The 25,011-nt window shown below is 76.9% G+C and carries 19 protein-coding genes; 7 read left to right on the top strand and 12 right to left on the bottom strand.

What is annotated here, in order from left to right:
- Positions 1 to 54: 54 nt before the first annotated feature.
- From truB to rimP, 7 genes are all read right to left on the bottom strand, one after another.
- Entirely contained in the window at positions 55 to 960 is a 906-nt protein-coding gene (gene truB, locus ACRYR7_RS02920; protein WP_432570559.1) for a tRNA pseudouridine(55) synthase TruB, read from the bottom strand.
- A gap of 145 nt (positions 961 to 1,105) precedes the next feature.
- Positions 1,106 to 1,696 (bottom strand): 30S ribosome-binding factor RbfA, encoded by a 591-nt coding sequence (gene rbfA, locus ACRYR7_RS02915; RefSeq protein ID WP_432570558.1) that lies wholly within the window; start codon positions 1,694 to 1,696, stop codon positions 1,106 to 1,108.
- A 22-nt stretch (positions 1,697 to 1,718) separates the two neighbouring features.
- Positions 1,719 to 2,012: a DUF503 domain-containing protein gene (locus ACRYR7_RS02910; RefSeq protein ID WP_432570557.1), complete on the bottom strand. Its 294-nt coding sequence runs from the start codon at positions 2,010 to 2,012 to the stop codon at positions 1,719 to 1,721.
- 107 nt (positions 2,013 to 2,119) lie between these two features.
- Positions 2,120 to 5,311, bottom strand: coding sequence for a translation initiation factor IF-2 (infB, locus tag ACRYR7_RS02905; RefSeq protein WP_432570556.1), 3,192 nt, complete (start codon positions 5,309 to 5,311; stop codon positions 2,120 to 2,122).
- Between the two features lie 90 nt (positions 5,312 to 5,401).
- Positions 5,402 to 5,683 carry a YlxR family protein gene (locus ACRYR7_RS02900; RefSeq protein WP_432570555.1) on the bottom strand — a complete coding sequence of 94 codons (282 nt, stop codon included), beginning with the start codon at positions 5,681 to 5,683 and terminating at the stop codon, positions 5,402 to 5,404.
- A 172-nt stretch (positions 5,684 to 5,855) separates the two neighbouring features.
- Positions 5,856 to 6,863 (bottom strand): transcription termination factor NusA, encoded by a 1,008-nt coding sequence (gene nusA / locus ACRYR7_RS02895; protein ID WP_432570554.1) that lies wholly within the window; start codon positions 6,861 to 6,863, stop codon positions 5,856 to 5,858.
- On the bottom strand, positions 6,860 to 7,513 hold the full coding sequence (gene rimP / locus ACRYR7_RS02890; protein ID WP_432570553.1) for a ribosome maturation factor RimP: 654 nt from the start codon (positions 7,511 to 7,513) through the stop codon (positions 6,860 to 6,862). Before rimP ends, nusA begins: the two co-directional genes overlap by 4 nt.
- 146 nt (positions 7,514 to 7,659) lie before the next feature.
- Between rimP and ACRYR7_RS02885 the strand changes: the two genes are divergently transcribed.
- The 3 genes from ACRYR7_RS02885 (at position 7,660) to ACRYR7_RS02875 (ending at position 10,704) form a co-directional block, all read left to right on the top strand.
- A complete protein-coding gene (locus tag ACRYR7_RS02885; RefSeq protein ID WP_432570552.1) occupies positions 7,660 to 8,823 on the top strand; it encodes a DUF4439 domain-containing protein in 1,164 nt (387 codons plus the stop codon).
- 93 nt (positions 8,824 to 8,916) lie between these two features.
- Complete coding sequence (locus ACRYR7_RS02880; RefSeq protein ID WP_432570551.1) at positions 8,917 to 9,798, top strand: endonuclease/exonuclease/phosphatase family protein; 882 nt, start codon at positions 8,917 to 8,919, stop codon at positions 9,796 to 9,798.
- An 84-nt stretch (positions 9,799 to 9,882) separates the two neighbouring features.
- Complete coding sequence (locus ACRYR7_RS02875; RefSeq protein ID WP_432570550.1) at positions 9,883 to 10,704, top strand: tryptophan-rich sensory protein; 822 nt, start codon at positions 9,883 to 9,885, stop codon at positions 10,702 to 10,704.
- Here ACRYR7_RS02875 and ACRYR7_RS02870 read toward each other — a convergent pair.
- The 5 genes from ACRYR7_RS02870 to dxr form a co-directional block, all read right to left on the bottom strand.
- Positions 10,682 to 12,442 (bottom strand): proline--tRNA ligase, encoded by a 1,761-nt coding sequence (locus ACRYR7_RS02870; RefSeq protein ID WP_432570549.1) that lies wholly within the window; start codon positions 12,440 to 12,442, stop codon positions 10,682 to 10,684. The two genes, ACRYR7_RS02875 and ACRYR7_RS02870, sit on opposite strands and share 23 nt — an antisense overlap.
- Before the next feature lie 75 nt (positions 12,443 to 12,517).
- A complete protein-coding gene (locus ACRYR7_RS02865) occupies positions 12,518 to 13,411 on the bottom strand; it encodes a GNAT family N-acetyltransferase (RefSeq protein WP_432570548.1) in 894 nt (297 codons plus the stop codon).
- A gap of 77 nt (positions 13,412 to 13,488) precedes the next feature.
- The gene (gene ispG, locus ACRYR7_RS02860) at positions 13,489 to 14,649 is read right to left on the bottom strand and encodes a flavodoxin-dependent (E)-4-hydroxy-3-methylbut-2-enyl-diphosphate synthase (RefSeq protein ID WP_432570547.1); all 1,161 of its coding nucleotides are present in this window, start codon (positions 14,647 to 14,649) and stop codon (positions 13,489 to 13,491) included.
- Between the two features lie 132 nt (positions 14,650 to 14,781).
- A complete protein-coding gene (locus tag ACRYR7_RS02855) occupies positions 14,782 to 16,113 on the bottom strand; it encodes a M50 family metallopeptidase (RefSeq protein ID WP_432570546.1) in 1,332 nt (443 codons plus the stop codon).
- Complete coding sequence (gene dxr / locus ACRYR7_RS02850; RefSeq protein WP_432570545.1) at positions 16,110 to 17,372, bottom strand: 1-deoxy-D-xylulose-5-phosphate reductoisomerase; 1,263 nt, start codon at positions 17,370 to 17,372, stop codon at positions 16,110 to 16,112. Before dxr ends, ACRYR7_RS02855 begins: the two co-directional genes overlap by 4 nt.
- Positions 17,373 to 17,481: 109 nt before the next feature.
- Here dxr and ACRYR7_RS02845 point away from each other — a divergent pair, with 109 nt between their 5' ends.
- From ACRYR7_RS02845 to ACRYR7_RS02830, 4 genes are all read left to right on the top strand, one after another.
- The gene (locus ACRYR7_RS02845) at positions 17,482 to 18,552 is read left to right on the top strand and encodes a trypsin-like serine peptidase (RefSeq protein WP_432570544.1); all 1,071 of its coding nucleotides are present in this window, start codon (positions 17,482 to 17,484) and stop codon (positions 18,550 to 18,552) included.
- Positions 18,553 to 18,733: 181 nt separating this feature from the next.
- On the top strand, positions 18,734 to 21,580 hold the full coding sequence (locus ACRYR7_RS02840) for an aconitate hydratase (RefSeq protein ID WP_432570543.1): 2,847 nt from the start codon (positions 18,734 to 18,736) through the stop codon (positions 21,578 to 21,580).
- A gap of 208 nt (positions 21,581 to 21,788) precedes the next feature.
- The gene (locus ACRYR7_RS02835; protein WP_432570542.1) at positions 21,789 to 24,098 is read left to right on the top strand and encodes a putative bifunctional diguanylate cyclase/phosphodiesterase; all 2,310 of its coding nucleotides are present in this window, start codon (positions 21,789 to 21,791) and stop codon (positions 24,096 to 24,098) included.
- Entirely contained in the window at positions 24,095 to 25,003 is a 909-nt protein-coding gene (locus tag ACRYR7_RS02830; protein WP_432570541.1) for an HDOD domain-containing protein, read from the top strand. Before ACRYR7_RS02835 ends, ACRYR7_RS02830 begins: the two co-directional genes overlap by 4 nt.
- Positions 25,004 to 25,011 lie beyond the last annotated feature (8 nt).

Genomic DNA, 25,011 nt, shown 5'->3' with positions numbered 1-25,011 from the left:
GCCGCGCTGCCGCGGCCGGGGTGCCGCAGCCGCGGTGCCGCCCCGCCGCCGGGCTCAGCCGGCGGCGGCCAGGTTGAGCGCGGGCTTGGCCCCGCGGGCGGTGTCCTCCAGCAGCGCCACGAGCGCGCCCTCCGGGGAGAACGCCGCCACGACCCCCGGCGCGCCGGAGGCGGCGACGAACCCGCCGTGGCGCAGGGTCGCGCTCTCGGCGGCGTCGAGGTCGCGCACGGGGAAGAGCCGGCGGGCGACCTGCGCCAGGGGCGTCACCGACGGCTCCTGCTCCACCTGCTCCAGGGTGCGGGCCTCGGCGAGCGCGAAGGGGCCCGAGCGGGTGCGCCGCAGCGCCGTCAGGTGCCCGCCCACGCCCAGCGCGGCGCCGAGGTCGCGGGCCAGCGCGCGCACGTACGTGCCGCTGGAGACCTCCACCTCCACGTCGAGGTCCACGAACGGGCCCTGCTCGCGGCGGGCCAGCACCGCGAAGCGGGAGACGGTGACCGGCCGCGGCGGCAGGTCGACGGCCTCCCCGCCGCGCACCCGCGCGTAGGAGCGCTTGCCGTCGACCTTGATCGCGCTGACGGAGCTGGGCACCTGCTGCAGCTCGCCGGTCAGCGCCGCCACCGCGGCGGCGACGGCGGGTGCCGCCAGCCCCGTCGCGTCCGCGGGCTCACCCAGCGGCTCGCCCTCGGCGTCGTCGGTGCTCGTGGCCAGGCCCAGGCGCACGGTGGCGGTGTACGCCTTGTCGTGGGCGACCAGGTGCGTGAGGAACTTCGTGCCGCGGTTGGCGCCGAGGACCAGCACGCCCGTGGCGGCGGGGTCCAGCGTGCCGGCGTGCCCGACGCGGCGGGTGCCCAGCAGGCGCCGGCAGCGGCCCACGACGTCGTGGCTGGTCCAGCCCGCCGGCTTGTCGACGACGAGGACCCCGTCGCCCACGTCCGGGCGCCGCCCGTCCTGCGTGGCCATCCCCGCTCCCCCGCTGCCCGTCCCGCGGCCCGGTGCCGCGGGGACCGGCCCACCGTAGGGGGCGCCGGTGCGCCCGGGCGGCGGGGGTGGCGCGGGCGCGACGAGGCCCCGCGACCGTGCGGTCACGGGGCCTGGTGCGCGCTCCTCAGGCGACCGGGCGGTCCTGGCGGGCCGTGCCGTCGCCGTCGAGGTCGTCCCGCGCGGGGACGTCGTCGTCGAGGTCGTCGAGGTCGTCGTCCTCGTCGACCACGAACTCGCCGTCGTCCTCCTCGTCCTCGTCGTCCTCGAACTCGTCGTCGTCCTCGTCGAGGTCGTGCTCGACGGGCTTCTTGTACGGGTCCGCCTCGCCCGCCGGCTGCGCCGAGGCGGCCAGCGCGGCCACGCGCGCGTCCTGCTCGGCGGCCGCGCGCAGCAGGTCCTCGATCTGGGTGGCGGTCTGCGGCACCTCGTCGGCGGTGAACGTCAGCGTCGGGGTCAGCCGCACGCCGGTGCGCCTGCCGACCTCCGAGCGCAGCACGCCGGTGGCGCTCTTGAGGGCGATCGCGGTGCCGGCGCGCTCCTCGTCGCTGCCGAGGACCGTGTAGTACAGCGTCGCGTGCTGCAGGTCGTTGGTGACGCGCGCGTCGGTGATGGTGACGAACCCCAGCCGGGGGTCCTTCACGCGCTTCTCGAGCGCCTCGGCCACGACGACCTTGATGCGGTCGGCGAGCTTGCGGGCGCGGGTGGGGTCCGCCACGGGACTTCCCTCCTGGAGGTGCTCAGTCGTCCGACGACAGGAACTGCCGCCGGGTGGAGAGGATCTGGAACTCGGGGTGCGCCGCGACGAGGCGCTCGCAGCGGTCCAGCACGTCGCTGCAGCGGGCCGCGTCGGGGGCGACGACGGCCACGGCCACCTCGGCGCGCCGGTGCAGGTCGAGGGACCCGGTCTCGGCGGCGGCCACGTCGAAGGAGCGGCGCAGCTCGGCGACCAGGGGCCGCACGGTGCTGCGCTTGCCCTTGAGCGAGTGCACGTCGCCGAGGAGGAGGTCGAACGTCAGGGTGCCTGTGAACACGTGGAGGGGTGCGGCCTCCCCCGCGGGTGCTCGACGCCCCGTCCGCGGGTGCGGACGGGGACGGCCGGGGCGGGAGGGAGGTCCCGCCCCGGCCGTCGCTCACCGCGTCAGCCGCGCGGCTTCTCCCGCATCTCGAACGTCTCGATGACGTCGTCGATCTGGAGGTCGTTGTACGAGCCCAGGCCGATGCCGCACTCGAAGCCCTCGCGGACCTCGGTCGCGTCGTCCTTGAACCGCCGCAGCGACTCGATGGTGAGGTTGTCACCGTGCACGACACCGTTGCGCAGCACGCGCGCCTTGGTGTTGCGGCGGATGAGACCGGAGCGCACGAGGCAGCCGGCGATGTTGCCGAACTTGGAGGAGCGGAAGATCTCGCGGATCTCCGCGGTCCCGAGCTGGACCTCCTCGAACTCCGGCTTGAGCATCCCCCTGAGGGCGTTCTCCACGTCCTCGATCGCCTGGTAGATGACCGAGTAGTAGCGGATGTCGACGCCCTCGCGCTCGGCGTACTCCCGCGTCTGGCTCTCGGGACGCACGCTGAAGCCCAGGATGATCGCGTTGGAGGCCACCGCGAGGTTGACGTTGTTCTTGGTGATCGCGCCGACGCCGCGGTCGATGACCCGCAGCTCGACCTCCTCGCCCACGTCGATCTTCAGCAGGGCGTCCTCGAGAGCCTCGACCGAGCCCGCACCGTCACCCTTGAGGATGAGGTTGAGGGTCTCGACCTTGCCCTGCTCGAGCGCCTTGGTGAAGTCCTCCAGGCTGATGCGCTTGCGCGACTTGGCCAGCATGGCGCTGCGCTCGGCCGCGTCGCGCTTCTCCGCGATCTGGCGGGCGGTGCGGTCGTCCGGAGCGACGAGGAACGTGTCCCCGGCGCCCGGCACGGACGTCAGGCCCAGCACCTGCACCGGACGCGACGGGGTCGCCTCCGAGAGCTGGTTGCCGTGCTCGTCGAGCATCGCGCGCACGCGGCCGTAGCCGGTGCCCGCGACGATCGCGTCGCCGACGTGCAGGGTGCCGGACTGCACCAGCACCGTGGCGACCGGACCGCGGCCCTTGTCGAGGTTGGCCTCGATGGCCACGCCGCGGGCGTCCTTGTGGGGGTTCGCCCGCAGGTCCAGCGCCGCGTCCGCGGTGAGCAGGACGGCCTCGAGGAGGTCGTCCAGGCCCGAGCCCTGCTTGGCGGAGACGTCGACGAACATCGTGTCGCCGCCGTACTCCTCGGCCACCAGGTTGTACTCGGTGAGCTGCTGGCGGACCTTGGCCGGGTTCGCGCCGTCCTTGTCGACCTTGTTGACCGCCACGACGATCGGGACGTCCGCCGCCTGGGCGTGGTTGAGCGCCTCGATGGTCTGGGGCATCACGCCGTCGTCGGCCGCGACCACGAGGATCGCGATGTCGGTCACCTTCGCACCGCGGGCGCGCATGGCCGTGAAGGCCTCGTGACCCGGGGTGTCGATGAAGGTGATCGGCCGCTCGACGCCCTCGTGCTCCTTGGTGATCTGGTAGGCGCCGATGGTCTGGGTGATGCCGCCGGCCTCCTTCGCGACCACGTCGGTGGAGCGGATGGCGTCCAGCAGCTTCGTCTTGCCGTGGTCGACGTGACCCATGACGGTCACGACCGGCGGACGGGCCTCGAGCTCCTCGTCGCCCTCGGCCTCGAGCTCGGCGTCCAGGTCGATGGAGAACCCGGCGAGCAGCTCGCGCTCCTCGTCCTCCGGGGAGACGACCTCGATGACGTAGCCCAGCTCGGTGCCCAGCAGCTGGAAGGTGTCCTCGTCCAGCGACTGCGTCGCGGTGGCCATCTCACCGAGGTGGAACAGCACCGTGACCAGCGACGCGGGGTTCGCGTCGATGCGCTCGGCGAAGTCGGTCAGCGAGGCGCCGCGGCGGATGCGGACGACCGTCGAGCCGTCACCGCGCGGGACCTGCACACCCCCGACCGAGGGGGCCTGCATCGCCTCGTACTCCTGGCGCTTGGCGCGCTTGGACTTGCGCCCGCGCACCGGGCGGCCACCGGCGCGACCGAACGCGCCCTGCGTGCCGCCGCGGCCACCGCGGCCGGGACCACCGGGACGGCCGGCGAAGCCGCCGCCGCCACCGGCACCGGCACCGCCGGGACCACCGGGACGACCGGCGCCGAAGCCGCCGCGACCGCCGCCGGGACCACCGCGGCCGGGAGCACCCGGACGACCCGCCGGAGCACCCGGACGGCCGACCGTCGGGCGCGCCGGCATCATGCCGGGGTTCGGGCGGGGACCACCCGGGCGCGGGCCGCCGGGGCCGGGCGCACCGGGGCGCGGGCCGCCGGCACCGGGCGCACCCGGACGGGGACCGCCCTGCGGGCGCGGCATGCCCTGGCTGTTCGCGAACGGGTTGTTGCCCGGGCGCGGGGCACCGCCCTGCGGGCGGGGCATGCCCTGGCTCGTGGCGAACGGGTTGTTGCCCGGGCGCGGAGCACCCGGACGCGCACCGCCGGCGCCGGCGCCGGCGCCCGGACGGGCACCGCCCGGCGCACCGGGACGCCCGCCCTGACCGGGGCGCTCGCCGCGGTCGGGACGGTCGCCGCGCTCGGGACGCTCGGCGCGCTCGAAGCGCTCCGGGCGGTCGCCGCGCGGGCGGTCGCCGCCGGGGGCGGGGCGCTCGCCGCGCTCCGGCGGACCGGGACGACGCGCACCGGGGCCCGCGGGGGCACCGGGACGGGCGCCGGGAGCGGCCGGGCCGCCCGGACGCGCACCGGGGCGCGCGCCGGCACCGGGACCGCCGGCGGCGGGCGGGGTGGACGGGCGCGGGCCGCCGGGGACCGGGCGCGCCGGACCGGACGCCGCCGGCCGCTGCTGCGGCGAGGCGGGCGAGGCCGGGGACGGCGCGGCCGCGGGGGGCGCCTGGAAGGCGGGCGTCGCCGGCGCGGCCGGGGCCTGGGCCGCCGGGGCCACCGGGGACGGCGCGGGGGCGGGCGACGGCGCGGGGGCCGGCGCGGAGGGCTGCGGACCGCGCGCCGCGGGGGCGGCGGGGGGAGCAGCGGGGGCCGGCGCCGGGGCGGGCGCGGCGGGCGCCGCCGGGCGGGGGCCCGGACGGGCACCCTGCGGCAGGCGCGGACCCGGCTTCGCCGCCGGGGTGGGACGCGCGCCGGAGGCGCCGTCCGCGGGGAACCTGTCCTTCAGCCGTCGGATGACCGGCGGCTCGACGGTCGAGCTCGCCGACCGGACGAACTCGCCCATCTCCTTGAGCGTGGCCAGCACGACCTTGCTCTCGACTCCGAACTCCTTGGCGAGTTCGTAGACCCGGACCTTTGCCACATCTCTCCTGTCTCGGTCCGGGCTACCACTACCGGGCGCGGACCGTCGTCAGTCGTCGGGGTTCATCTGCACGAGCTCATCGGGTGCTCATCAGCTGTTCGACCCGTTCTCATCGGTGGTGGTGGACACGACCGCCCGGGCGGACCGGACCAGGAAGGACCGTACGCCCGAGGTGTCGAGGGGACCGGGGCGGCGCAGCGCGCGGGGGAAGGCCCGCCGCTTCTCCGCCAGGTCCAGGCACGCGCTGCTCAGGTGCAGCCACGCACCCCTGCCGGGGAGGCGCCGCTGCTCGTCGACGAGGAGCACGTCCCCGCCGCTCGCCGCGACGACCCTGAGCAGGGTGGACCGGGAGTCCCTCTGACGACAACCCACGCACGTCCTGGCGTGTTCCACGCCCGCGCTGCGAGGAGCGGGGTGGACGGCAGGGGTGGAGGATCGCCGAGCGGGACGACCGGCCTCAACGAGTGTCACGATGACGACAGTGTAGCGCCGCCACGCGCTCGGGCGGGTCGCGGGACGCCGGGGGCGCCCCGCACCACCCGCCTCAGGCGCCCTGCGGGCCGGAGGCGGCCGCCGGCTCCTGACGCTGCTCGGTGTCGGGGTGGATGTCGATGCGCCAGCCGGTCAGCTTGGCGGCCAGGCGGGCGTTCTGCCCCTCCTTGCCGATGGCCAGCGACAGCTGGTAGTCCGGCACCACGACGCGCGCCGATCGGGTGACCTCGTCGACGACCTCCACCGAGGTGACCCGCGCCGGCGACAGGGCGCTGGCCACGAAGCGCGCCGGGTCGTCGCTGTGGTCGACGATGTCGATCTTCTCGCCGCGCAGCTCGGCCATGACGGCCCGCACCCGCTGGCCCACCGGGCCGATGCAGGCGCCCTTGGCGTTGACCCCCGCGCGCGTGGCGCGCACCGCCATCTTCGTGCGGTGCCCCGCCTCCCGCGAGAGCGCGGTGATCTGCACCGTGCCGTCGGCGATCTCGGGCACCTCCAGCGCGAACAGCCGGCGCACCAGGTTCGGGTGCGAGCGCGAGAGCACCACCTGCGGGCCCTTGGGGCCCTTCTTGACGCTCACCACGTAGCAGCGCAGCCGGCTGCCGTGGCGGTACTCCTCGCCGGGGACCTGCTCGGCCGGCGGCAGCACGCCCTCCAGCGCCCCCAGGTCCACCTGCACCACGCGCGGGTCGCGGCCCTGCTGCACCACGCCGGAGACGATGTCGCCCTCGGTGCCGGCGTACTCGCCCAGCACCTGCTCGTCGGCCGCGTCGCGCAGGCGCTGCAGGATCACCTGCCGGGCCGTCGTGGCGGCGATGCGCCCGAAGCCGGCCGGGGTGTCGTCGTACTCGCGCACGACGGCGCCCTCGGCGTCGCGCTCGGCCGCCAGCACGCGCACCTCGCCGCTGGTGCGGTCCAGCTCCACGCGGGCGTGCTGCTGCGAGCCCTCGGTGTGGTGGTAGGCGATGAGCAGCGCCTGCTCGATCGCGCGCACCAGCGCCTCGAACGGGATCTCCCGCTCCCGCTCCAGCAGCCGGAGCGCCGCCATGTCGATGTTCACTGCTCGCCCTCGCGTCCCGCGTCGTCCTGCACGTCCGGCTCGTCGTCGTCCAGGTCCAGCTCGTCGTCCAGCTCGTCGTCGTCCAGCTCGTCGTCCTGCGCGCCCGCCCCGTGCGCGTCCGCGTCGGCGTCGGCGCGGCGGAACTCCACCTGCACCTCGCCGCGCACCAGCTCCGCGAACGGCACCTCGCGCGGCGCGCCGACGTCCCTGGCGCGCGGCGGGCGGCCCTTGACCGGCTGCGGCTCCAGCCGCAGCAGCACGCCGTCGGCGTCCACCGACTCCACCCGCCCCAGCAGGGCGGTGCCGTCGGCCAGCACCGCGCGCACCAGCCGGCCGCGGGCGCGCGCCCAGTGCCGCCGGGTCGTCAGCGGGCGGTCCACCCCCGGGGAGGTGACCTCCAGCGTGTACGGGGCCGCGCCGAGGACGTCGGAGGAGTCCAGCGCCTCGGAGACCAGGGTCGAGGCGACGGCCACCGCCTCCAGGTCGACCTCGCCGGGCTCCTCGCCCGCCAGGTCCACCACCACGCGCACCACGCGCCGGCGGCCGGCCGTGGAGACGGCCACGGACTCCAGCGCCAGGCCCGCCGAGCGGCTCCCGTCGGTGAAGACCGCGTCCAGCACGCCGGTCACGGCCTCGTCCAGCGACGGCACGACCGCCCCTCCCCTGCTCTCGAGCTCACGCGCCCGCCGGCCGGGGGCGGCAGCTGCACGGCCCCGCCCGCCGCTCGGCACGACGACTGCCCAGGGTATCCCGGCGCGCCACCGGTGCCCGACCACGCGCGTGGCACCATCCCGGGGTGCCCGCGCTCCCCGGTCCGCGTCCCGGCGTCCCCGCCCCGGCCGGTCGGCGCCCGCGCCGGCGCACCGCCCTGGCCGCGCTGGCGCTCCTGGCGTGCGCCCCCGCCACCGGGTGCGGCGTGCGCTGGGTGAGCGGCCCGGAGACCACCCCGACGGCGCGGCGGGGACCGGACGACGACGCCCGCGAGCGGGCCGCGGCCGACGCCCGGGCGCTGCTCGGGCTGGCGCTGCCGGTGGCCGGGGCGGCGACCGCCGCGAGCGGCACCGCGGACGCGCCCTCCGCGGCGGCGCAGCAGGCCGCCGCCGCGGTCGTGGACGCGTGCACCGCGCACCTGCGCGCCCTGGGCGAGGACCCGGCGGCCCCCGTGAGCGCGACGGTGACCGCGCAGGCGACCGGGGACGGCGCGGCGGGCGGCGAGGCGGGCGGGGGCGCCGCGGCGCTGGTGGGGGCCCTGGCCGGCGCGGCCGGGCGCGCCCTGGCCGCGACCGCGACGACCGGCGGCGGGCTGGCGCGGCTGCTGTGCTCGCTGGCGGCCTCCCGGGCGCTGCTGCTGGACGCGGCGGCCACCGCCGCCGGCGTCCCCGCCCCGGCGCTGGAGCCGCCCGCACCCGCCGCACCCACCGCACCGTCGACCCCGTCGGCCACCGGCGGCCCGGCCGGCGCCGGGGCCCCCGCCGACGCCCCCGCCGTGGCCGCGCTGCAGGCGGCGCTGGCCGGCGAGCACGCCGCCGCGTGGTGCTTCGGCCTGGTCGCCGCGCGCCTGGACGGGGACCGGCGCGCGCAGGCCCTGGCGGCCCTGGCGGCCCACCGCACCGCCCGCGACGACCTCGCCGCCGCCGTGGTGGCGCGCGGGGAGCGCCCGGTGGGCGCGCGGGCCGCCTACGACGCCGCCGCGGGCACCGCCGAGGCCGCCGTCCAGCTCGCCGCCGCCGCGGAGGAGCGCCTGGCCGCCGTCTACGCCGACCTGGCCGCCGCCTCCCGCGCCGACCGCGCCCCGGCGGCCGCCGGCGTGGTGCGCGCCGCCCGCGCCGCGCGCGCCTGGGGCGGCACCACCACCGGCTTCCCTGGGCTGCCCGAGCTGGGCGAGGACGGCCTGGCGGTGCCCACCGCGACCGGCACCGGCACGGCCACCGGGAGCACCGCCGCCCCCTCCGGCGGGTGAGCCGGCGCCCGGGCGGGGGCGCGCCCCCGCCGCCACGGGCGGCGGCGGACCCCCGCTGGCGGCCGGCGGGGCGGCTGGGAGGATGAGCGCGAGATGAGCGCACCCCTGGCACCGGCGGCCGCGGACGGACCGCTGCGGATCATGACGTGGAACGTCTGGTGGCGCTTCGGCGACTGGCGCGCGCGCCGCGAGGCCATCCTGGCCGTCCTCGCCGAGCACCGCCCGGACGTGGTGGGCCTGCAGGAGGTGTGGGCCACGCACGGCCCGGACGGGGAGAACCTCGCGCACTGGCTCGCCGAGCGCCTCGGGATGCGGGCCGCCTGGTCGCCCTCGCCGCGGCCGGAGCGCTGGCAGCGGCGCCTGGCCCCGCACGACCCCGGCTCCGGGGAGGTCGACTTCGGCAACGCGGTGCTCAGCCGGTACCCGCTGCTGGAGGAGCGCGTGCTGCCGCTGCCGGCCGGCGGGCAGCAGGACGAGGGCCGCACGGCCCTGCAGGTGCTCGTGGACGCCCCCCGGCGACCGCTGCCGTTCACCACCACGCACCTGAACTCCTCCCCCGCCGAGTCGGCGGTGCGCACCGCGCAGGTGCGCGCGCTGGTGCCGTTCGTGGCCGCCGGCGCGCGGCGCGGCGCGCACTACCCGCCGGTGCTGACCGGCGACTTCAACGCGCTGGCGACCTCCGACGAGATGCGCCTGGCGCGCGGGTACGAGACCCCCGGGCCCGTGGAGGGCTTCGTGCTCGTCGACTCCTGGCTGTTCGCCGAGCCCGGCGACCCCGGGCTGACGTGGGACCGGCGCAACCCGTGGGTGGCGCGGGTGCACCAGCCCAGCGCGCGCATCGACCACGTCCTGGTGGGCCTGGCCCCCTTCACCGGCGAGGGTTCCGTGCGCGACGTGCGCCTGGTGGCCACCGAGCCGGTGGACGGCGTGTGGGCCTCCGACCACGCGGCGGTGCTGGTCGACCTGGAGCCCTAGGGCCCGCGGCCCCGCAGGACCCCCCCGGGCGCGGGGCCGCGGGGCGCGCGTGCGTACGCCGGGGCCCGGCCCGACGATGGCGGGGTGAGCACCGCGACCCCCTCCCTCGGCTCCGCCGGCCGCGCCGGCTCCCGCGACGGCCTGCGCCGCGCCGCGCTGGCGGCGAGCGCCGTGCTGGCCGTGGCCGGCTCGGCGGTCGGCTCGGGGGCGCTGGGGGGTACGCCGATCGCGCAGGCGGCCGGCGGGGCGCTGTCGGCCTCGGCCACGCTCGTGGCGCCGGACGGGCCGGCGTTCGCGATCTGGGGCGTCGTCTACACCGGGCTGCTGGCGCTGGCGGTGTGGCAGCTGCTGCCCGCCCGGACGCACGACGCGCGCCAGCGCGCCACCGGGTGGTGGGTCACCGCCTCGCTGCTGCTGAACCTCGCGTGGGTGCTCACCGTGCAGGCGGGGTGGGTGGCCGCCTCGGTGGTGGTGATCGCGGCGCTGCTGGTGGTGCTCGTGGTCGCCTTCGGCCGCCTGCTGGCCGGCCGGCCCGCCGGCCCGCTCGAGGCCGTCGTCGTGGACGGCACCGTGGGGCTGTACCTGGGGTGGGTCGGCGTGGCGACGGTGGCCGACGCCGCGGCGGCGCTGAAGCAGGCCGGGCTGGACGCCGCCGAGCCGGCGTGGGCGGTGGCCGTGCTCGCCCTGACGGGCGCGGTGGGGGTGTTCACCGCGGTGCGCTCGCGCGGGCGCCTGGCGCCCGGGGCGGCGCTGACGTGGGGGCTGGCGTGGGTGTGCGCCGGCCGGCTGTCCGGGCCGGACGCCTCGAGCGCGGCGGCCGCGGCCGCCGGTGCGGCCGCGGCGGTGGTCGCGGGGACCACCGCCGCGGTGCGCCTGCGGGTCCTCAGCCGCGCACGGCGGCGGTGACGGCCGGCACGGCCTCGGCCAGCTGCACCTGGCGGGCCTCGCCGGTGCGGCGGTCGCGCAGCTCCACGACCCCCTCGGCCAGGCCCTTGCCGACCACGAGGACGGTGGGCACGCCGATGAGCTCGGCGTCCTTGAACTTCACGCCGGGCGAGACCTTCGGGCGGTCGTCGAGCAGGACCTCCACGCCGTCGGCCTGCAGCTGCGAGGCGAGGCGCTCGGCGGTGGTGAACACCTCGGGGTCCTTGCCGGTGGCCACGACGTGCACGTCCGCCGGGGCCAGGCCCCGCGGCCACACCAGGCCCTTGTCGTCGTGGTTGCCCTCGGCGATGGCGGCCAGGGCGCGGGTGACGCCGATGCCGTACGAGCCCATCGTGACGACGACCTGCTTGCCGTTCTCATCGAGCACCTTCAGGTCCAGCGCCTGCGCGTAGCGGCGGCCCAGGGCGAAGATGTGCCCGATCTCGATGCCGCGCGCCAGCTCCAGCGGGCCGGAGCCGTCCGGGGCGGGGTCGCCGGCGCGCACCTCGGCGGCCTCCACGAACCCGTCGCCGGTGAAGTCGCGGCCGGCGACGAGGTCGAAGACGTGCTTGCCGGGCAGGTCGGCGCCGGTGATCCACCGGGTGCCCTCCACCACGCGCGGGTCGAGCAGGTAGCGGATGCCGGAGGCCGACTCCGCGCCCAGGGCGCCGGGGCCGATGTAGCCCTTGACCAGCGCCGGGTGGGCGGCGAAGTCCTTCTCCTCGAACGCCTCCAGCTCCGCGGGGGCCAGCGAGGCCTCCAGGCGCTTGAGGTCGACCTCGCGGTCGCCGGGCACGCCCACGGCCAGCGGCTCGCGGGTGCCGTCGGGGTGGCGCAGCACGACCAGGACGTTCTTCAGGGTGTCCGCGGCCGTCCAGGGCCGGTCCGGGCGCGGGTGCGAGGCGTTGGCGGCGGCCACCAGCGTCTCGATGGTAGGGGTGTCGGGGGTGTCCTCCACGTGCGCGGCGGGGGCGTCGTCGTAGGGCAGGGCCGGGGGCACGGCGGTGGTGACGGCCTCGACGTTCGCGGCGTACCCGCCGGGCGAGCGCACGAAGGTGTCCTCGCCGATCGCGGTGGGGTGCAGGAACTCCTCGCTGCGCGAGCCGCCCATGGCGCCGGAGACGGCGGAGACGATGACGAAGTCCAGCCCGAGACGCGTGAAGACGCGCACGTAGGCCTCGCGGTGCTTCTCGTAGGAGACCTCCAGGCCGGCGTCGTCGACGTCGAAGCTGTAGGAGTCCTTCATGACGAACTCGCGCCCGCGCAGGACGCCGGCGCGCGGGCGGGCCTCGTCGCGGTACTTCGTCTGGATCTGGTAGATCGCCAGCGGCAGGTCCTTGTACGAGGAGTACAGGTCCTTCACCAGGAGGGTGAACATCTCCTCGTGGGTGGGGGCCAGCAGGTAGTCCGCGCCCTTGCGGTCCTTCAGGCGGAACATGCCCTCGCCGTACTCGGTCCAGCGGTTCGTGGCCTCGTAGGGCTCGCGCGGCAGCAGCGCCGGGAAGTGGACCTCCTGGAAGCCGGCGGCGTCCATCTCCTCGCGCACGACGGCCTCGACCTTGCGCAGGACCTTCAGGCCCAGCGGCAGCCAGGTGTAGATGCCGGGCGCGGCGCGGCGGATGTAGCCCGCCCGCACCAGGAGCTTGTGGCTGGCGACCTCGGCCTCGACCGGGTCCTCCCGCAGGGTCCGCAGGAACAGCGTCGACATCCGCATGAGCACCCCGAGAGCCTATCCGCGCGCCGGCGGCTCCCGCGCCGACCGCGCGGGGGCGCCGTCACCGGGGCGGCGCGGGCGTCAGAACAGCACGGTGGCGAAGGTGCCGACCTCGCGGAAGCCCACGCGGCGGTAGGCCGCCATGGCGCGGGTGTTGTAGTCGTTGACGTACAGGGAGACGACCTCCACGCCGTCGGCGCGGGCGGCGCGCACGACGGCGGCCATGCCCGGGGAGGCCAGGCCCTCCCCGCGCCGGTGCGGCGGCACCCACACCCCCTGCACCTGCACCACCTTGGGCGAGACGGCGCCCAGCTCGGCCTTGAAGACCACCTCGGGCCCGGAGGCGCCGGGGTCCACGCGCACGAAGGAGCGGCCGGTGGAGACCAGCTCGGCCACGCGCGCGCGGTAGGCGCCGCCGCCGTCCGGCGGGGCGGGCGCGTAGCCGATCTCCTCGGTGAACATCGCCACGCAGGCCGGCACCACGATGTCCAGCTCGCGCAGCGTCGCCCGGCGCACCGCCGGGTCGGCCGGCACGGCGGGCTCGCCGTCGCAGACCATCAGCGGCTGGCGGGCGCGCACCTCGCGCACGCCGCGCCAGTGCGGCTCCAGGCGCTGCCACAGCGCCAGGACCGCCTCGGCGGGCCCGACGAGCGAGGAGCACCGCCGCCCCTGGGCGCGGGCCTGCGCGGCGAAGGCGTCCAGCGCCGCGGGGGTGGCCTCCACGGGCACGAGGTTGGCGCCGGCCCAGCACGCCGAGACCAGCTCGCCGCCGACGAACCAGCCCCACACCTGCCCGCCCAGGTCGGTGCCGGGGCGGGCGAGCAGGCCCAGCACGCGGGCGGAGACGAAGAGGTTGGCGACCGGGTCCCGCTCGCACAGCCGCAGCAGCGCGGGGGCGTCGGCGCCGGTGAGGACGCGCAGGCTCCCGGGCCCGGCGGGTCCCCGGGAGGTGGCCGCGGAGGGGGTCAGGTGCACCCCGGCATCCTGTCGCGTGCGCGGCGGGCCGTCCACGCGGCCCCGCCCGCGGCGCGCCGCGCCCCACCGCACGCGCGTCAGCCGACGGTGACGGTGGGGCTGCCCGCGGCGGACTCGTCCTCCGGCTCGCCCATCTCGGCGGCCAGCCGGTTGGCCTCCTCGATGAGCGTCTCCACGATCGCGTGCTCGGGGACGGTCTTGATGACCTCGCCCTTGACGAAGATCTGGCCCTTGCCGTTGCCGGAGGCCACGCCGAGGTCGGCCTCGCGCGCCTCGCCGGGGCCGTTGACGACGCAGCCCATGACGGCCACGCGCAGCGGCACGCTCATGCCCTCCAGGCCCTCGGTGACGGCCTCGGCCAGGGAGTAGACGTCCACCTGGGCGCGCCCGCACGAGGGGCACGAGACGATCTCCAGCTTGCGCGGGCGCAGGTTCAGCGACTGCAGGATCTGGATGCCGACCTTGACCTCCTCGGCCGGCGGGGCGGACAGCGAGACGCGGATGGTGTCGCCGATGCCCTTGCTCAGCAGCGCGCCGAAGGCGGTCGCGGACTTGATGGTGCCCTGGAAGGCGGGGCCGGCCTCGGTGACGCCGAGGTGCAGCGGCCAGTCGCCGCGCTCGGAGAGCAGCTCGTAGGCGCGCACCATGACGACCGGGTCGTTGTGCTTGACCGAGATCTTGAAGTCGTGGAAGTCGTGCTCCTCGAAGAGGGAGGCCTCCCAGACCGCGGACTCCACCAGGGCCTCGGGGGTGGCCTTGCCGTGCTTGGCGAGCAGGCGCGGGTCGAGGGAGCCGGCGTTGACGCCGATGCGGATCGAGACGCCCGCGTCCTTGGCGGCCTGCGCGATCTGCTTGACCTGGTCGTCGAACCTGCGGATGTTGCCCGGGTTCACGCGCACCGCCGCGCAGCCGGCGTCGATGGCCGCGAAGACGTACTTGGGCTGGAAGTGGATGTCGGCGATGACCGGGATCTGCGACTTCTTCGCGATGATCGGCAGGGCCTCGGCGTCGTCGTTGGTGGGGCACGCCACGCGCACGATGTCGCACCCGGTCGCGGTCAGCTCCGCGATCTGCTGCAGCGTGGCGTTGATGTCCGTCGTCTGGGTCGTCGTCATCGACTGCACCGAGATGGGCGCGTCGCCGCCGACGTCCACCGAGCCGACCTTGATCCTGCGCGTCTTGCGGCGCGGGGCCAGGACGGGCGGCGGCAGGGCGGGCAGACCGAGGCTCACAGTCACGCCCCCCAGTATCCGCCCCCGCGCGGGCGCCCACGACCGCGGGGCGCCGCGTCCACCGCAGCGCCGCCGGGTGTTCACGCCCGGCGGACCCGGCGGACCCGGCGGTCCGGCGGCGGCGCGCGGCGGGGGCGCTCAGCCCAGGGTGACCGGTCGCACGATGTCCGCGTACAGCAGCAGCGCGCTCATCCCGATGAGCACCAGCGAGACCCCGTAGGCCAGCGGCATCGCCTTGGCCACGTCCACCGGGCCGGGGTCGGGCCGGCCGCGCAGCCGGAAGGCCGCCCTCTTGACGACCTCCCACAGCGCGCCGGCGATGTGCCCGCCGTCGAAGGGCAGCAGCGGGATCAGGTTGAAGACGAACAGCGCCACGTTCAGCCCCGCCAGCAGCGAGACCAGCCGGGAGGTGCGCTCGGCCAGCTCGTCGCCGGGGATGATCGCCGGGCGGGCGTTGAGCTCCCCGGCCAGGCGGCCGATGCCCACCACCCCGATCGGGCCGTTCGGGTCGCGCGCCTCGCTGCCGAACGCCGCCTGCGCCACGTCCACCAGCCGCTGCGGCAGCCGCAGCACGATGCCCGCCACGCCCTCGACCTGCTCGGCCACCACGCCCGGCACCTCGCGCAACGGGGTGCGCACCACCGCGATGCTCGGCGAGACGCCCAGGAAGCCGACCTCCTCGACCCGACCGGTGGGCTCGCCGGTGCGCTCGTCGAGCACGGCGCGCTGCGTGAGCACCGGGGTCGCCGTCAGCGGCACCCGCCGCCCGTCGCGCTCGACGACGACCTCGACGGTGCGCCCGCCGGAGGTGCGGATGGCCCCGGAGAGCTCCTCCCAGCCGGTGACCGGCTCGCCGTCGAAGGAGAGCACCACGTCGCCCGGGCGCAGCCCGGCCGCCGCACCGGGCGCCGGCGGGTCGCCGGGGCCGCACTCGGTGGCGGTGGTGCCCGCGGGCAGCACGCACTGCGAGACGGAGGAGACGGTGGGCACCAGGCCGGGGGTGCCGATGGCGCTGGAGGCCACCGCGGTCAGCAGCAGCGCCAGCAGCAGGTTCACGAACGGGCCGCCGGACATGATGACGATGCGCTTGGCGACGGGCAGCCGGTAGAACGTGCGGCGCTCCTCGCCGGGGCCGACCTCGACGAAGCTGGCCTGCCGGGCCTCCTCGGCCATCAGGGCCCAGCGCCCCGTGGCGGAGGCGCGCACCCGTCCCGGCGCGTCGCCCGGCTGCGGGGGGAACATGCCGATCATGCGCACGTAGCCGCCCAGCGGGACCGCCTTGAGCCCGTACTCGGTCTCCCCGCGCCGGCGGGAGAACAGGGTGGGCCCGAAGCCGACCATGTACTGCGTCACCTTCACGCCGAAGCGCTTGGCGGGCAGCAGGTGGCCCACCTCGTGCAGGGCGATGGACAGCGCCACCCCCGCGGCCGCGGCGAGGATCCCGACGGCCCACAGCAGCACCTCGCTCACGCGCGCGCCCCCGCCGTCAGCTCCCGGGCCCGGGCGCGGGCCCAGTCCTCCGCGGCCAGCACGTCCTCCACGTCGCGCGGGTCGCCGGCCGGGGAGTGCTCGCCCACGACGCGGGCCAGGGTGTCGACGATGCCCAGGAAGGGCAGGCGGCCGGCGTGGAAGGCCGCCACGCACTCCTCGTTGGCGGCGTTGAAGACCGCCGGGACCGTGGAGCCGCGCCGGCCGGCCTCGCGGGCCAGGTCCACCGCGGGGAAGGCCTGCGCGTCCAGCGGCTCGAACGTCCAGCTCGCCGCGCGGGTCCAGTCCACCGCCGGCGCCGCGCCGGGCACCCGCCGCGGCCAGCCCAGCCCCAGCGCGATGGGCAGGCGCATGTCCGGCGGGGAGCACTGCGCGAGCGTGGAGCCGTCGGTGAACTCCACCATCGAGTGCACCACCGACTGCGGGTGCACCACGACCTCGATGCGCTCGTAGCCGATGCCGAACAGCAGGGACGCCTCGATGACCTCCAGGCCCTTGTTGACCAGGGTCGCGGAGTTCGTGGTGACCACCGGGCCCATGGACCAGGTGGGGTGCGCCAGGGCCTGCGCGGGGGTCACCCCGGTCAGCTCCTCGCGGCGGCGGCCGCGGAAGGGGCCGCCGCTGGCGGTGAGCACCAGGCGCGCGACCTCCCCGGCGTCCCCGCCGCGCAGGCACTGCGCCAGCGCCGAGTGCTCGGAGTCCACCGGCACCACCTGCCCGGGCGCGGCGGCGCGGGTGACCAGCGGCCCGCCGGCGACCAGGGACTCCTTGTTCGCCAGCGCCAGGGTGCTGCCGGCCGCCAGCGCCGCCAGCGTCGGGCGCAGCCCCACCGAGCCGGTCATGCCGTTGAGCACGACGTCGCACGGGTGCGCGGCGGCCTCGGCGGCCGCGTCCGGCCCAGCCACCACGCGCGGGGACCACCCGGCGCGCCCGGCCTCGCGCGCCCGCGCGGCCAGCGCCTCGCGCAGCGGCGCCTCCGCCCCCGGCCGGGCGACGGCGACCAGCGCCACCGAGTGCTCGACGGCCTGGCGGGCCAGGGCGTCCACGTCCGCGCCGCCGGCGGCCAGCGCGGTGACGCGGAAGCGCCCGCCGGCCGCGGCGACGACGTCCAGGGCCTGGGTGCCGATCGAGCCGGTGCTGCCCAGCAGCACCACCTCGCGCACGGCCCCGCCGCCGTCGGCGGACGGGCCCGGCGCGCCGGGCTGCGGGGCGGGGGCGGCGCGCAGGACGTCGGTGCTCACCGGGACATTCTGACGGCCGCGCCCGCGCCGGGGGGCACCGGTGGCGGCGCCGGGCCGCTCGATCGGCCAGGATGGGCCGAGCCCACCGCTCCCCGGGAGGACAGCCGACATGCCCGCCACCCACCGCCGCCGCCGGACCGGCGGCCTCGCCCTCGCCGTCCTCGCGGCGCTCGCCACCGCGGCCCCCGCCGGGGCCGCGACCGGTCCGGCCGCGCCCGCGGGCCGCGGCGCGCACCTGCTGTCCGAGGTCGCCGGCGCCGAGCAGCGCTCGGCGCTGGAGTACTGGACGCCGGAGCGGATGGCGGCCGCGCGCCCGGCCTCGGCCGACGCCCCCGCCGCGCAGGGCACCGCGCAGGACGCCCCCGAGGGCACCCCCGCCGGCGGGAGCGCCGCACCGGCCGCCGGCGCGGCGCGCATGCTGGCCGCCGGGGGCGCCCCGGTGCTGCAGCGGCGGCTGCGCGGGGCCGCGGGCGTCGTCGACGGCGCCGTCGGCGTCGCCACGCCGTGGACCGGGCCCGCGGCGGTGACCCCGAAGGTGGGGCGGCTGTACTTCACGCAGGGCGGCGTGCCGTACGAGTGCTCCGCCAGCAGCGTGCGCGCGGGCAACGAGAGCGTGGTGGTCACCGCCGGCCACTGCCTGACGGAGAAGGGCCGCACCTCCACCAACGTGATCTTCGTGCCGGGCCTGGCGGGCAGCGCGGAGCCGTTCGGCCGGTGGAGCGCCACGCGCACCTTCACCACGCAGCAGTGGCGCGACGGCGACCAGGACACCGCCGCGGCGCTGAACTTCGACGTCGGCTTCGTCGTCGTCGGCAGGCAGGGCGGGGCCACCCTCGCCGACCGCGTCGGCGCGTTCGACCTCGGCTTCGACGCGGCCCTGGAGCGGGTGACGGTGTTCGGCTACCCGGCCGCCAGCCGCACCAGCGACGGGTACACGCTGCAGCACTGCACCGGCCTGCGCTTCCCCGACGACGGCGGCACCACCGACCAGGGCACCCTGTGCGACATGGGCGGCGGCTCCAGCGGCGGGCCGTGGCTCTCGCGCTTCGACCCGGCCGCCGGCACCGGCGTGGTCACCTCGGTGGTCAGCTTCAGCTACGGCCGCGCGCCGGACCGGCTCTACGGCCCGCGCCTGGGCAGCGCGGTGCGCGCGGTGTACAAGCGGGCCGCCGCGGCCTGAGCGCCCGGCGCCGGCGGTCCCCGCCGCAACGCCGCGCCCGCCGCGGTGGTATCTTGACGTCGAGATAAATGGTCGCGGTCCCGGTGGGGCGCCGCCGCGCGCGCGGCGCGCGGGTGGCAGCATCGGACGTGACGCCCGACCCGCGACGACGTCGAAGCGGACGACGAGTGAGGAGCTCACGGTGAGCAGCCAGAACAGCTTCCAAGCGAAGGCTACCCTAACAGTCGGCGGCACCGACTACACGATCTTCCGCCTGGGGGCGGTGGAGGGCGCGCAGAAGCTGCCCTTCAGCCTCAAGGTGCTGCTGGAGAACCTGCTGCGCACCGAGGACGGCGCGAACATCACCGCCGACCACATCCGGGCCCTGGCCGGCTGGGACCCCGACGCCCAGCCCGACACCGAGATCCAGTTCACGCCCGCCCGCGTGATCATGCAGGACTTCACCGGCGTGCCCTGCATCGTCGACCTGGCCACCATGCGCGAGGCCGTGGCCGACCTGGGCGGGGACCCCACCAAGGTCAACCCGCTGTCCCCGGCCGAGCTGGTCATCGACCACTCCGTCATCGCCGACGTCTTCGGCCGCCCCGACGCCTTCGAGCAGAACGTCGAGATCGAGTACGGGCGCAACCGCGAGCGCTACCAGTTCCTGCGCTGGGGCCAGACCGCCTTCGACGACTTCAAGGTCGTCCCGCCGGGCACCGGCATCGTCCACCAGGTCAACATCGAGCACCTGGCCCGCGTGGTCTTCCCCCGCGAGGTCGGCGGCGAGCTGCAGGCCTACCCCGACACCCTGGTGGGCACCGACTCGCACACCACGATGGTCAACGGCCTGGGCGTGCTGGGCTGGGGCGTGGGCGGCATCGAGGCCGAGGCCGCCATGCTGGGCCAGCCGGTGTCGATGCTCATCCCGCGCGTGGTGGGCTTCAAGCTCTCCGGCTCCATCCCGGCCGGCGCGACCGCCACCGACGTCGTGCTGACGATCACCGAGGTGCTGCGCAAGCACGGCGTGGTCGGCAAGTTCGTGGAGTTCTACGGCGAGGGCGTCGGCGCCGTGCCGCTGGCCAACCGCGCCACCATCGGCAACATGAGCCCGGAGTTCGGCTCCACCGCGGCGATCTTCCCGATCGACGACGTCACCCTGGACTACCTGCGCCTGACCGGCCGCAGCGACGAGCAGGTCGCGCTCGTCGAGGCGTACACCAAGGAGCAGGGCCTCTGGCACGACCCCTCGCGCGAGGCGAAGTACTCCGAGTACCTCGAGCTGGACCTGTCCACCGTCGTGCCCAGCATCGCCGGCCCCAAGCGCCCGCAGGACCGCATCGTGCTGACGGAGGCCAAGGAGGCGTTCCGCGCCGCGCTGGGCGACTACGTCACCGACGAGCTGCCCGCCGACGCGCCCTCCTCGGCGATGAGCACCACCATCGACGACACCGTCGGCGCCACCCAGGACGAGGCCAGCGCCGAGAGCTTCCCGGCCTCCGACCCGCCGGCGGCCTCCGCCAGCGACGGCAGCGACGCCCCGGCCGAGCCCGGCCACGCCGCCGGCCGCCCCTCCAGGCGCGTGCCCGTGACGATGGCCGACGGCACCCGCACCGAGATCGACCACGGCGCCGTCGCCATCGCCTCGATCACCAGCTGCACCAACACCTCCAACCCCTCGGTGATGGTGGCCGCGGCGCTGCTGGCCAAGAACGCGGTCGAGCGCGGCCTGACCCGCAAGCCGTGGGTGAAGACCTCCCTGGCGCCCGGCTCCAAGGTCGTCACCGACTACTACGAGAAGGCCGGGCTCACCCCGTACCTGGAGAAGCTGGGCTTCCACCTCGTCGGGTACGGCTGCGTGACCTGCATCGGCAACTCCGGCCCGCTGCCCGAGGAGGTCTCCGCCGCGATCCAGGAGAACGACCTGGCCGTGACCGCGGTGCTCTCCGGCAACCGCAACTTCGAGGGCCGGATCAACCCGGACATCAAGATGAACTACCTCGCCTCCCCGCCGCTGGTCATCGCCTACGCGATCGCCGGCACCATGGACTGGGACGTGGAGAACGACCCGATCGGCCAGGACGAGTCCGGCGCCGACGTCTTCCTGCGCGACATCTGGCCCGACGCCGCCGAGGTCGAGCGGGTCATCGGCGAGGCCATCAGCAAGGACATGTTCGTCAAGGACTACGCCGACGTCTTCGCCGGCGACGAGCGCTGGCAGGGCCTGCCCACCCCCGAGGGCGACACCTTCGCGTGGGACGCGGAGTCCACCTACGTGCGCAAGCCCCCGTACTTCGAGGGCATGCGGGCCGAGCCGGCCCCGGTCACCGACATCTCCGGCGCGCGCGTGCTGGCGCTGCTGGGCGACTCGGTCACCACCGACCACATCTCGCCCGCCGGCTCCATCAAGCCCGACAGCCCGGCCGGCACGTACCTCTCCGAGCACGGCGTGCAGCGAGCGGACTTCAACTCCTACGGCTCGCGCCGCGGCAACCACGAGGTGATGATCCGCGGCACCTTCGCCAACATCCGGCTGCGCAACCTGCTGCTGGACGGCGTCTCGGGCGGCTTCACCCGCGACTTCACCGCCGGCGGCGAGCAGAGCACCATCTACGACGCCGCGCAGAACTACGCCGCGGCCGGCACCCCGCTCGTCGTCCTGGGCGGCAAGGAGTACGGCTCGGGCTCCTCGCGCGACTGGGCCGCCAAGGGCACCGCGCTGCTGGGCGTCAAGGCCGTCATCACCGAGAGCTTCGAGCGCATCCACCGCTCGAACCTCATCGGCATGGGCGTCGTGCCGCTGCAGTTCCCGGCGGGGGAGTCCGCGGCGAGCCTGGGCCTGGACGGCACCGAGACGTTCGACGTCGCCGGCCTGACCGAGCTGAACTCCGGGACCACCCCGCGCACCGTGCGGGTGACCGCCACGAAGGAGGACGGCTCCACCGTGGGCTTCGACGCCGTCGTGCGCATCGACACCCCCGGCGAGGCGGACTACTACCGCAACGGCGGCATCCTGCAGTACGTGCTGCGCTCGCTCACGAACGCCTGACGAGCCGGCGACCGGCGCCCGGGGGCGCCGCGCCGACGGGCGGTCACCCCGCGGGGTGGCCGCCCGTCGGCGTCCCCGGGCCCGGTGCGCAGCGTCGCGACCCTCACCCGCTCGGGTGCGCCCGGCGGGGTCAACTCCGCGCCCCGTCGTGCCGATGGAGGTCCCGGGCGACGTCACGCGGGCGGTCGCGGGGAGGACGGGGCGAGACGTGTTCGACGAGGTGTGGCGCAGCCAGGGCGAGGACGTCGCCCCCGGGGTGGTCGCCGCCCTCCTGCACCTGGCCGCCGCCGGCGACCAGCCCGTCCTGGTCGTCTCCCGCCCCCGCCCGCCCGAGGCGCCCGAGCGCCCCCGCGTGCGCTGGGCCAACGCCCCCGTCGCCGACCTGCTGGGCGCCGCGCCCGCCGACCTGCTCGACGTCGCCGCCGGCCGCGTGCTGCGCGGCGCCGAGGAGCCCGGGGCCCTGGTGCGCGAGCGCTGCACCCGCTTCACCGCCCGCGCCGTCACCGCGGCCGGGGAGGAGCGCACCACCGAGGTCGTGGCCTGGCCGGTGCCCGAGCGCGTCAGCGGCTTCGGCGCCGTCTCCGAGCGGCTGCGCGTGGACCTCGCGCTCGCCGCGGAGGACCACTGGGTGCTCCAGCTCGTCAGCCCCGACGACGAGCGCTCCCGCGCCGCGCTGCGCGCCGCCGAGGAGCGCTTCGCCACCCTGGCGCAGGACTCCCCGGTGCCCACCCTGGTCTCCGACGTCGGCGCGCGCCTGTCCCGCGTCAACGACGCCTTCGCCTCCCTGCTGGGCGTGCCCGCGCAGGAGCTGTGCGGCACCGGCTGGCTCTCGCACGTCCTGGACGACGAGCACCCCCGCGTCGTGCAGGCCGTCGCCGACGTCCTGGCCGGCGAGCGCGTCGCCTTCGACACGCGGCTGCGCACCGCCGCCGGCCACGTCCGGTGGGTCACGGTGCGCCTGGCGCCCAGCCGCACCCCCGGTCACGGCGCGGGGTTCATCGGCACCGTGGAGGACGTCACCGACCGCCGCGCCCGCGAGAACCGCCTGGCCTACCAGGCCCAGCACGACCTGCTCACGGGCCTGCCCAACCGGCTGGCGCTGCTGGAGCACCTCGGCGAGCTGCTGCCCGAGGGGCCCTGCGGCACGCCCACCGCTCCCGCCCCGGCCACCGCCACCGCCCCCGGCGGCGGGGGCGCGGCCCCGGAGCCCTGCCCGGTGGGGGTGCTCATGGTGGACCTGGACGACTTCAAGACCGTCAACGACGGCCTGGGCCCGGAGGCCGGCGACGCGGTGCTCGTGGAGGTCGCGCGCCGGCTCGTGCGCACCGTGCGCGCCGGGGACCTGGTGGCCCGCCCCGGCGGCGACGAGTTCGTGCTGGTGTGCCACGACCTGTCCGGCGCGGGCGCCGTGGAGGCCACCGCCCGGCGCGTGCTGGACTGCCTGGTGCCGCCGGTGGAGGTCAACGGCCTGCGCCTGCGGGTCGGCGCCAGCGTGGGCGTGGTGCTGCTGGCCGGCGCGCCCGGCGGCGCGGAGGAGGTCGTGCGCGACGTCGGCATCGCCACCCACGAGGCCAAGGCCGCCGGCGGGGGGCGCTGGGCGCTGCTGGACGAGGGGGTGCGCCGGCGCGCGCGCCGCTCCCTGCGCCTGGTCGCCGACCTGCGCGAGGCGCTGGCGCGCGGCGCGATCGACGTGCACTACCAACCGGTGGTGCGCCCGGGCACCCCCACCCGCCCCGGCGCGCAGCTGCTGTCGGTGGAGGCGCTGGCCCGCTGGCGCCACCCCGAGCTGGGCCCGATCGACCCGGGCACGTTCATCGAGGTCGCCGAGCGCGCCAACCTCGTGCCGCTGCTGGACGCCCACGTGCTGCGCGTGGCGTGCCGGGACCTGGCCGCCTGGCGCGCCGACGCCACCGCCGCCGGCCTGCCCCACGTGCCGCGCCGCGTCGCGGTGAACGTCTCGGCGGTCTCGCTGTCCGCGGACGGCTTCGCCGAGGGGGTGCGCCGCACCGTCGCCGAGGCCGGCCTGCAGCTGGACGACGTGTGCCTGGAGGTCACCGAGACCGCCCTGGCCAGCGACCTGCGCGCCTGCCGCGCGGTGCTGGAGGAGCTGCGCCGCGACGGCGCCCGCGTGGCCATCGACGACTTCGGCACCGGCTACTCCTCGCTGTCGTACCTGGTGGGCCTGCCCGCCGACCACCTGAAGGTGGACCGCTCCTTCGTGCGCGACCTGCGCGACCCGCGCGGGGGGCGCGGCGCGCGCGGCGGGCCCGCGCGGGCCGTGGCCGCGGCCGTGGTCTCCCTGGCGCGCACGCTGGGCCTGGACGTGGTCGCCGAGGGCGTGGAGACCCTGGAGCAGAACGCCGTGCTGGTGGAGCTGGGCTGCGAGGCCGTGCAGGGCTACCTCTACGCGCGCCCGATGAGCCGCGACGACCTGTGGGACGTCCTCGTCGGCGGCGGCGTGCTCACCCCCGACCCGGCCACGGGCGCCCTGCCCGCCCCCCGGGAGGTGCCCGCGTGATCCTGCCCCGTCCCCGCGGCGGCGTCGTCGTCGGCCCCCCGCGCCCCGCGCGCCGCCCGCAGCCGCCGGCCGCGGCCCCCGGCACCTCCGCGGCGCCCGGGGCGGCGGTGGACGTCCTCGGGCGCATCAGCGCCGCCCTGGACGACCTGCCGGCGCACCGCCCCGTCGCGGCCCGCGTCATCGCCCAGGCCGACGACCACCGCTCCGACGCGCGCTCGCTGGGGCACACCCTCAGCCACGACCCCGCGCTGACCGCCAAGGTGCTGCGGCTGGCGAACTCGGCGTACTTCGGCCTCAGCGGGCGCGTGTCCGCGCCGGCGTTCGCGGTCACCGTCGTGGGCTTCTCCACCGTGCGCAGCCTGGCGGTGGCGGCCGTGGCCGGCCTGGAGGACGTTCCCGAGGCGTTGGAGGGCTTCTGGGAGCGCAGCGTGCTGACCGCCGTCGCCGCCGGCGAGGTCGCCGCGCGCCTGGGCGTGCAGGCCCCCGAGGCGTTCAGCCTCGGGCTGCTGGCGCGCCTGGGGCAGGCGCTGCTCGTGCGCTGCGACCCGGTGCGCTACCCGCAGCTCATGGCGCAGGCCGCCACCCGCGAGGACCTGCTGGCCGCCGAGACGCGCCTGTACGGCTCCACCCACACCCGCGTCTCCGCCGAGGCGCTGGCGGCGTGGTCCTTCCCCGACGACCTGCCGGCCGCCCTGGCGCAGGTCGACGCGCCCGGCTGGGCCTCCCCGCTGGCCGTGTGCGTGCGCCTGGGCGTGGAGCTGTCCGAGCGGCTGCTGGACCCCGACCGCCAGCCCCGCCCGGCCGGTCACCTCAGCGGCGGGCGCGTCGACGACGGCGAGCTGGACGCCCTCGGCGGGCGGGTGCGGCAGTCCGCGGCGGAGGTGCTGCGCCTGCTGACCGGCTGAGCACCGGC

This window comes from Kineococcus gurbantunggutensis, assembly GCF_050871925.1.
Lineage (GTDB): Bacteria > Actinomycetota > Actinomycetes > Actinomycetales > Kineococcaceae > Kineococcus.
This window is presented reverse-complemented; position numbering and strand designations above follow the sequence as displayed.

Coding starts and splice junctions, on each gene's coding strand:
- truB (WP_432570559.1), bottom strand. CDS start 960: ATGGCCACGCAGGACGGGCGGCGCCCGGACGTGGGCGACGGGGTCCTC.
- ACRYR7_RS02880 (WP_432570551.1), top strand. CDS start 8,917: ATGAGCGCACCCCTGGCACCGGCGGCCGCGGACGGACCGCTGCGGATC.
- ACRYR7_RS02845 (WP_432570544.1), top strand. CDS start 17,482: ATGCCCGCCACCCACCGCCGCCGCCGGACCGGCGGCCTCGCCCTCGCC.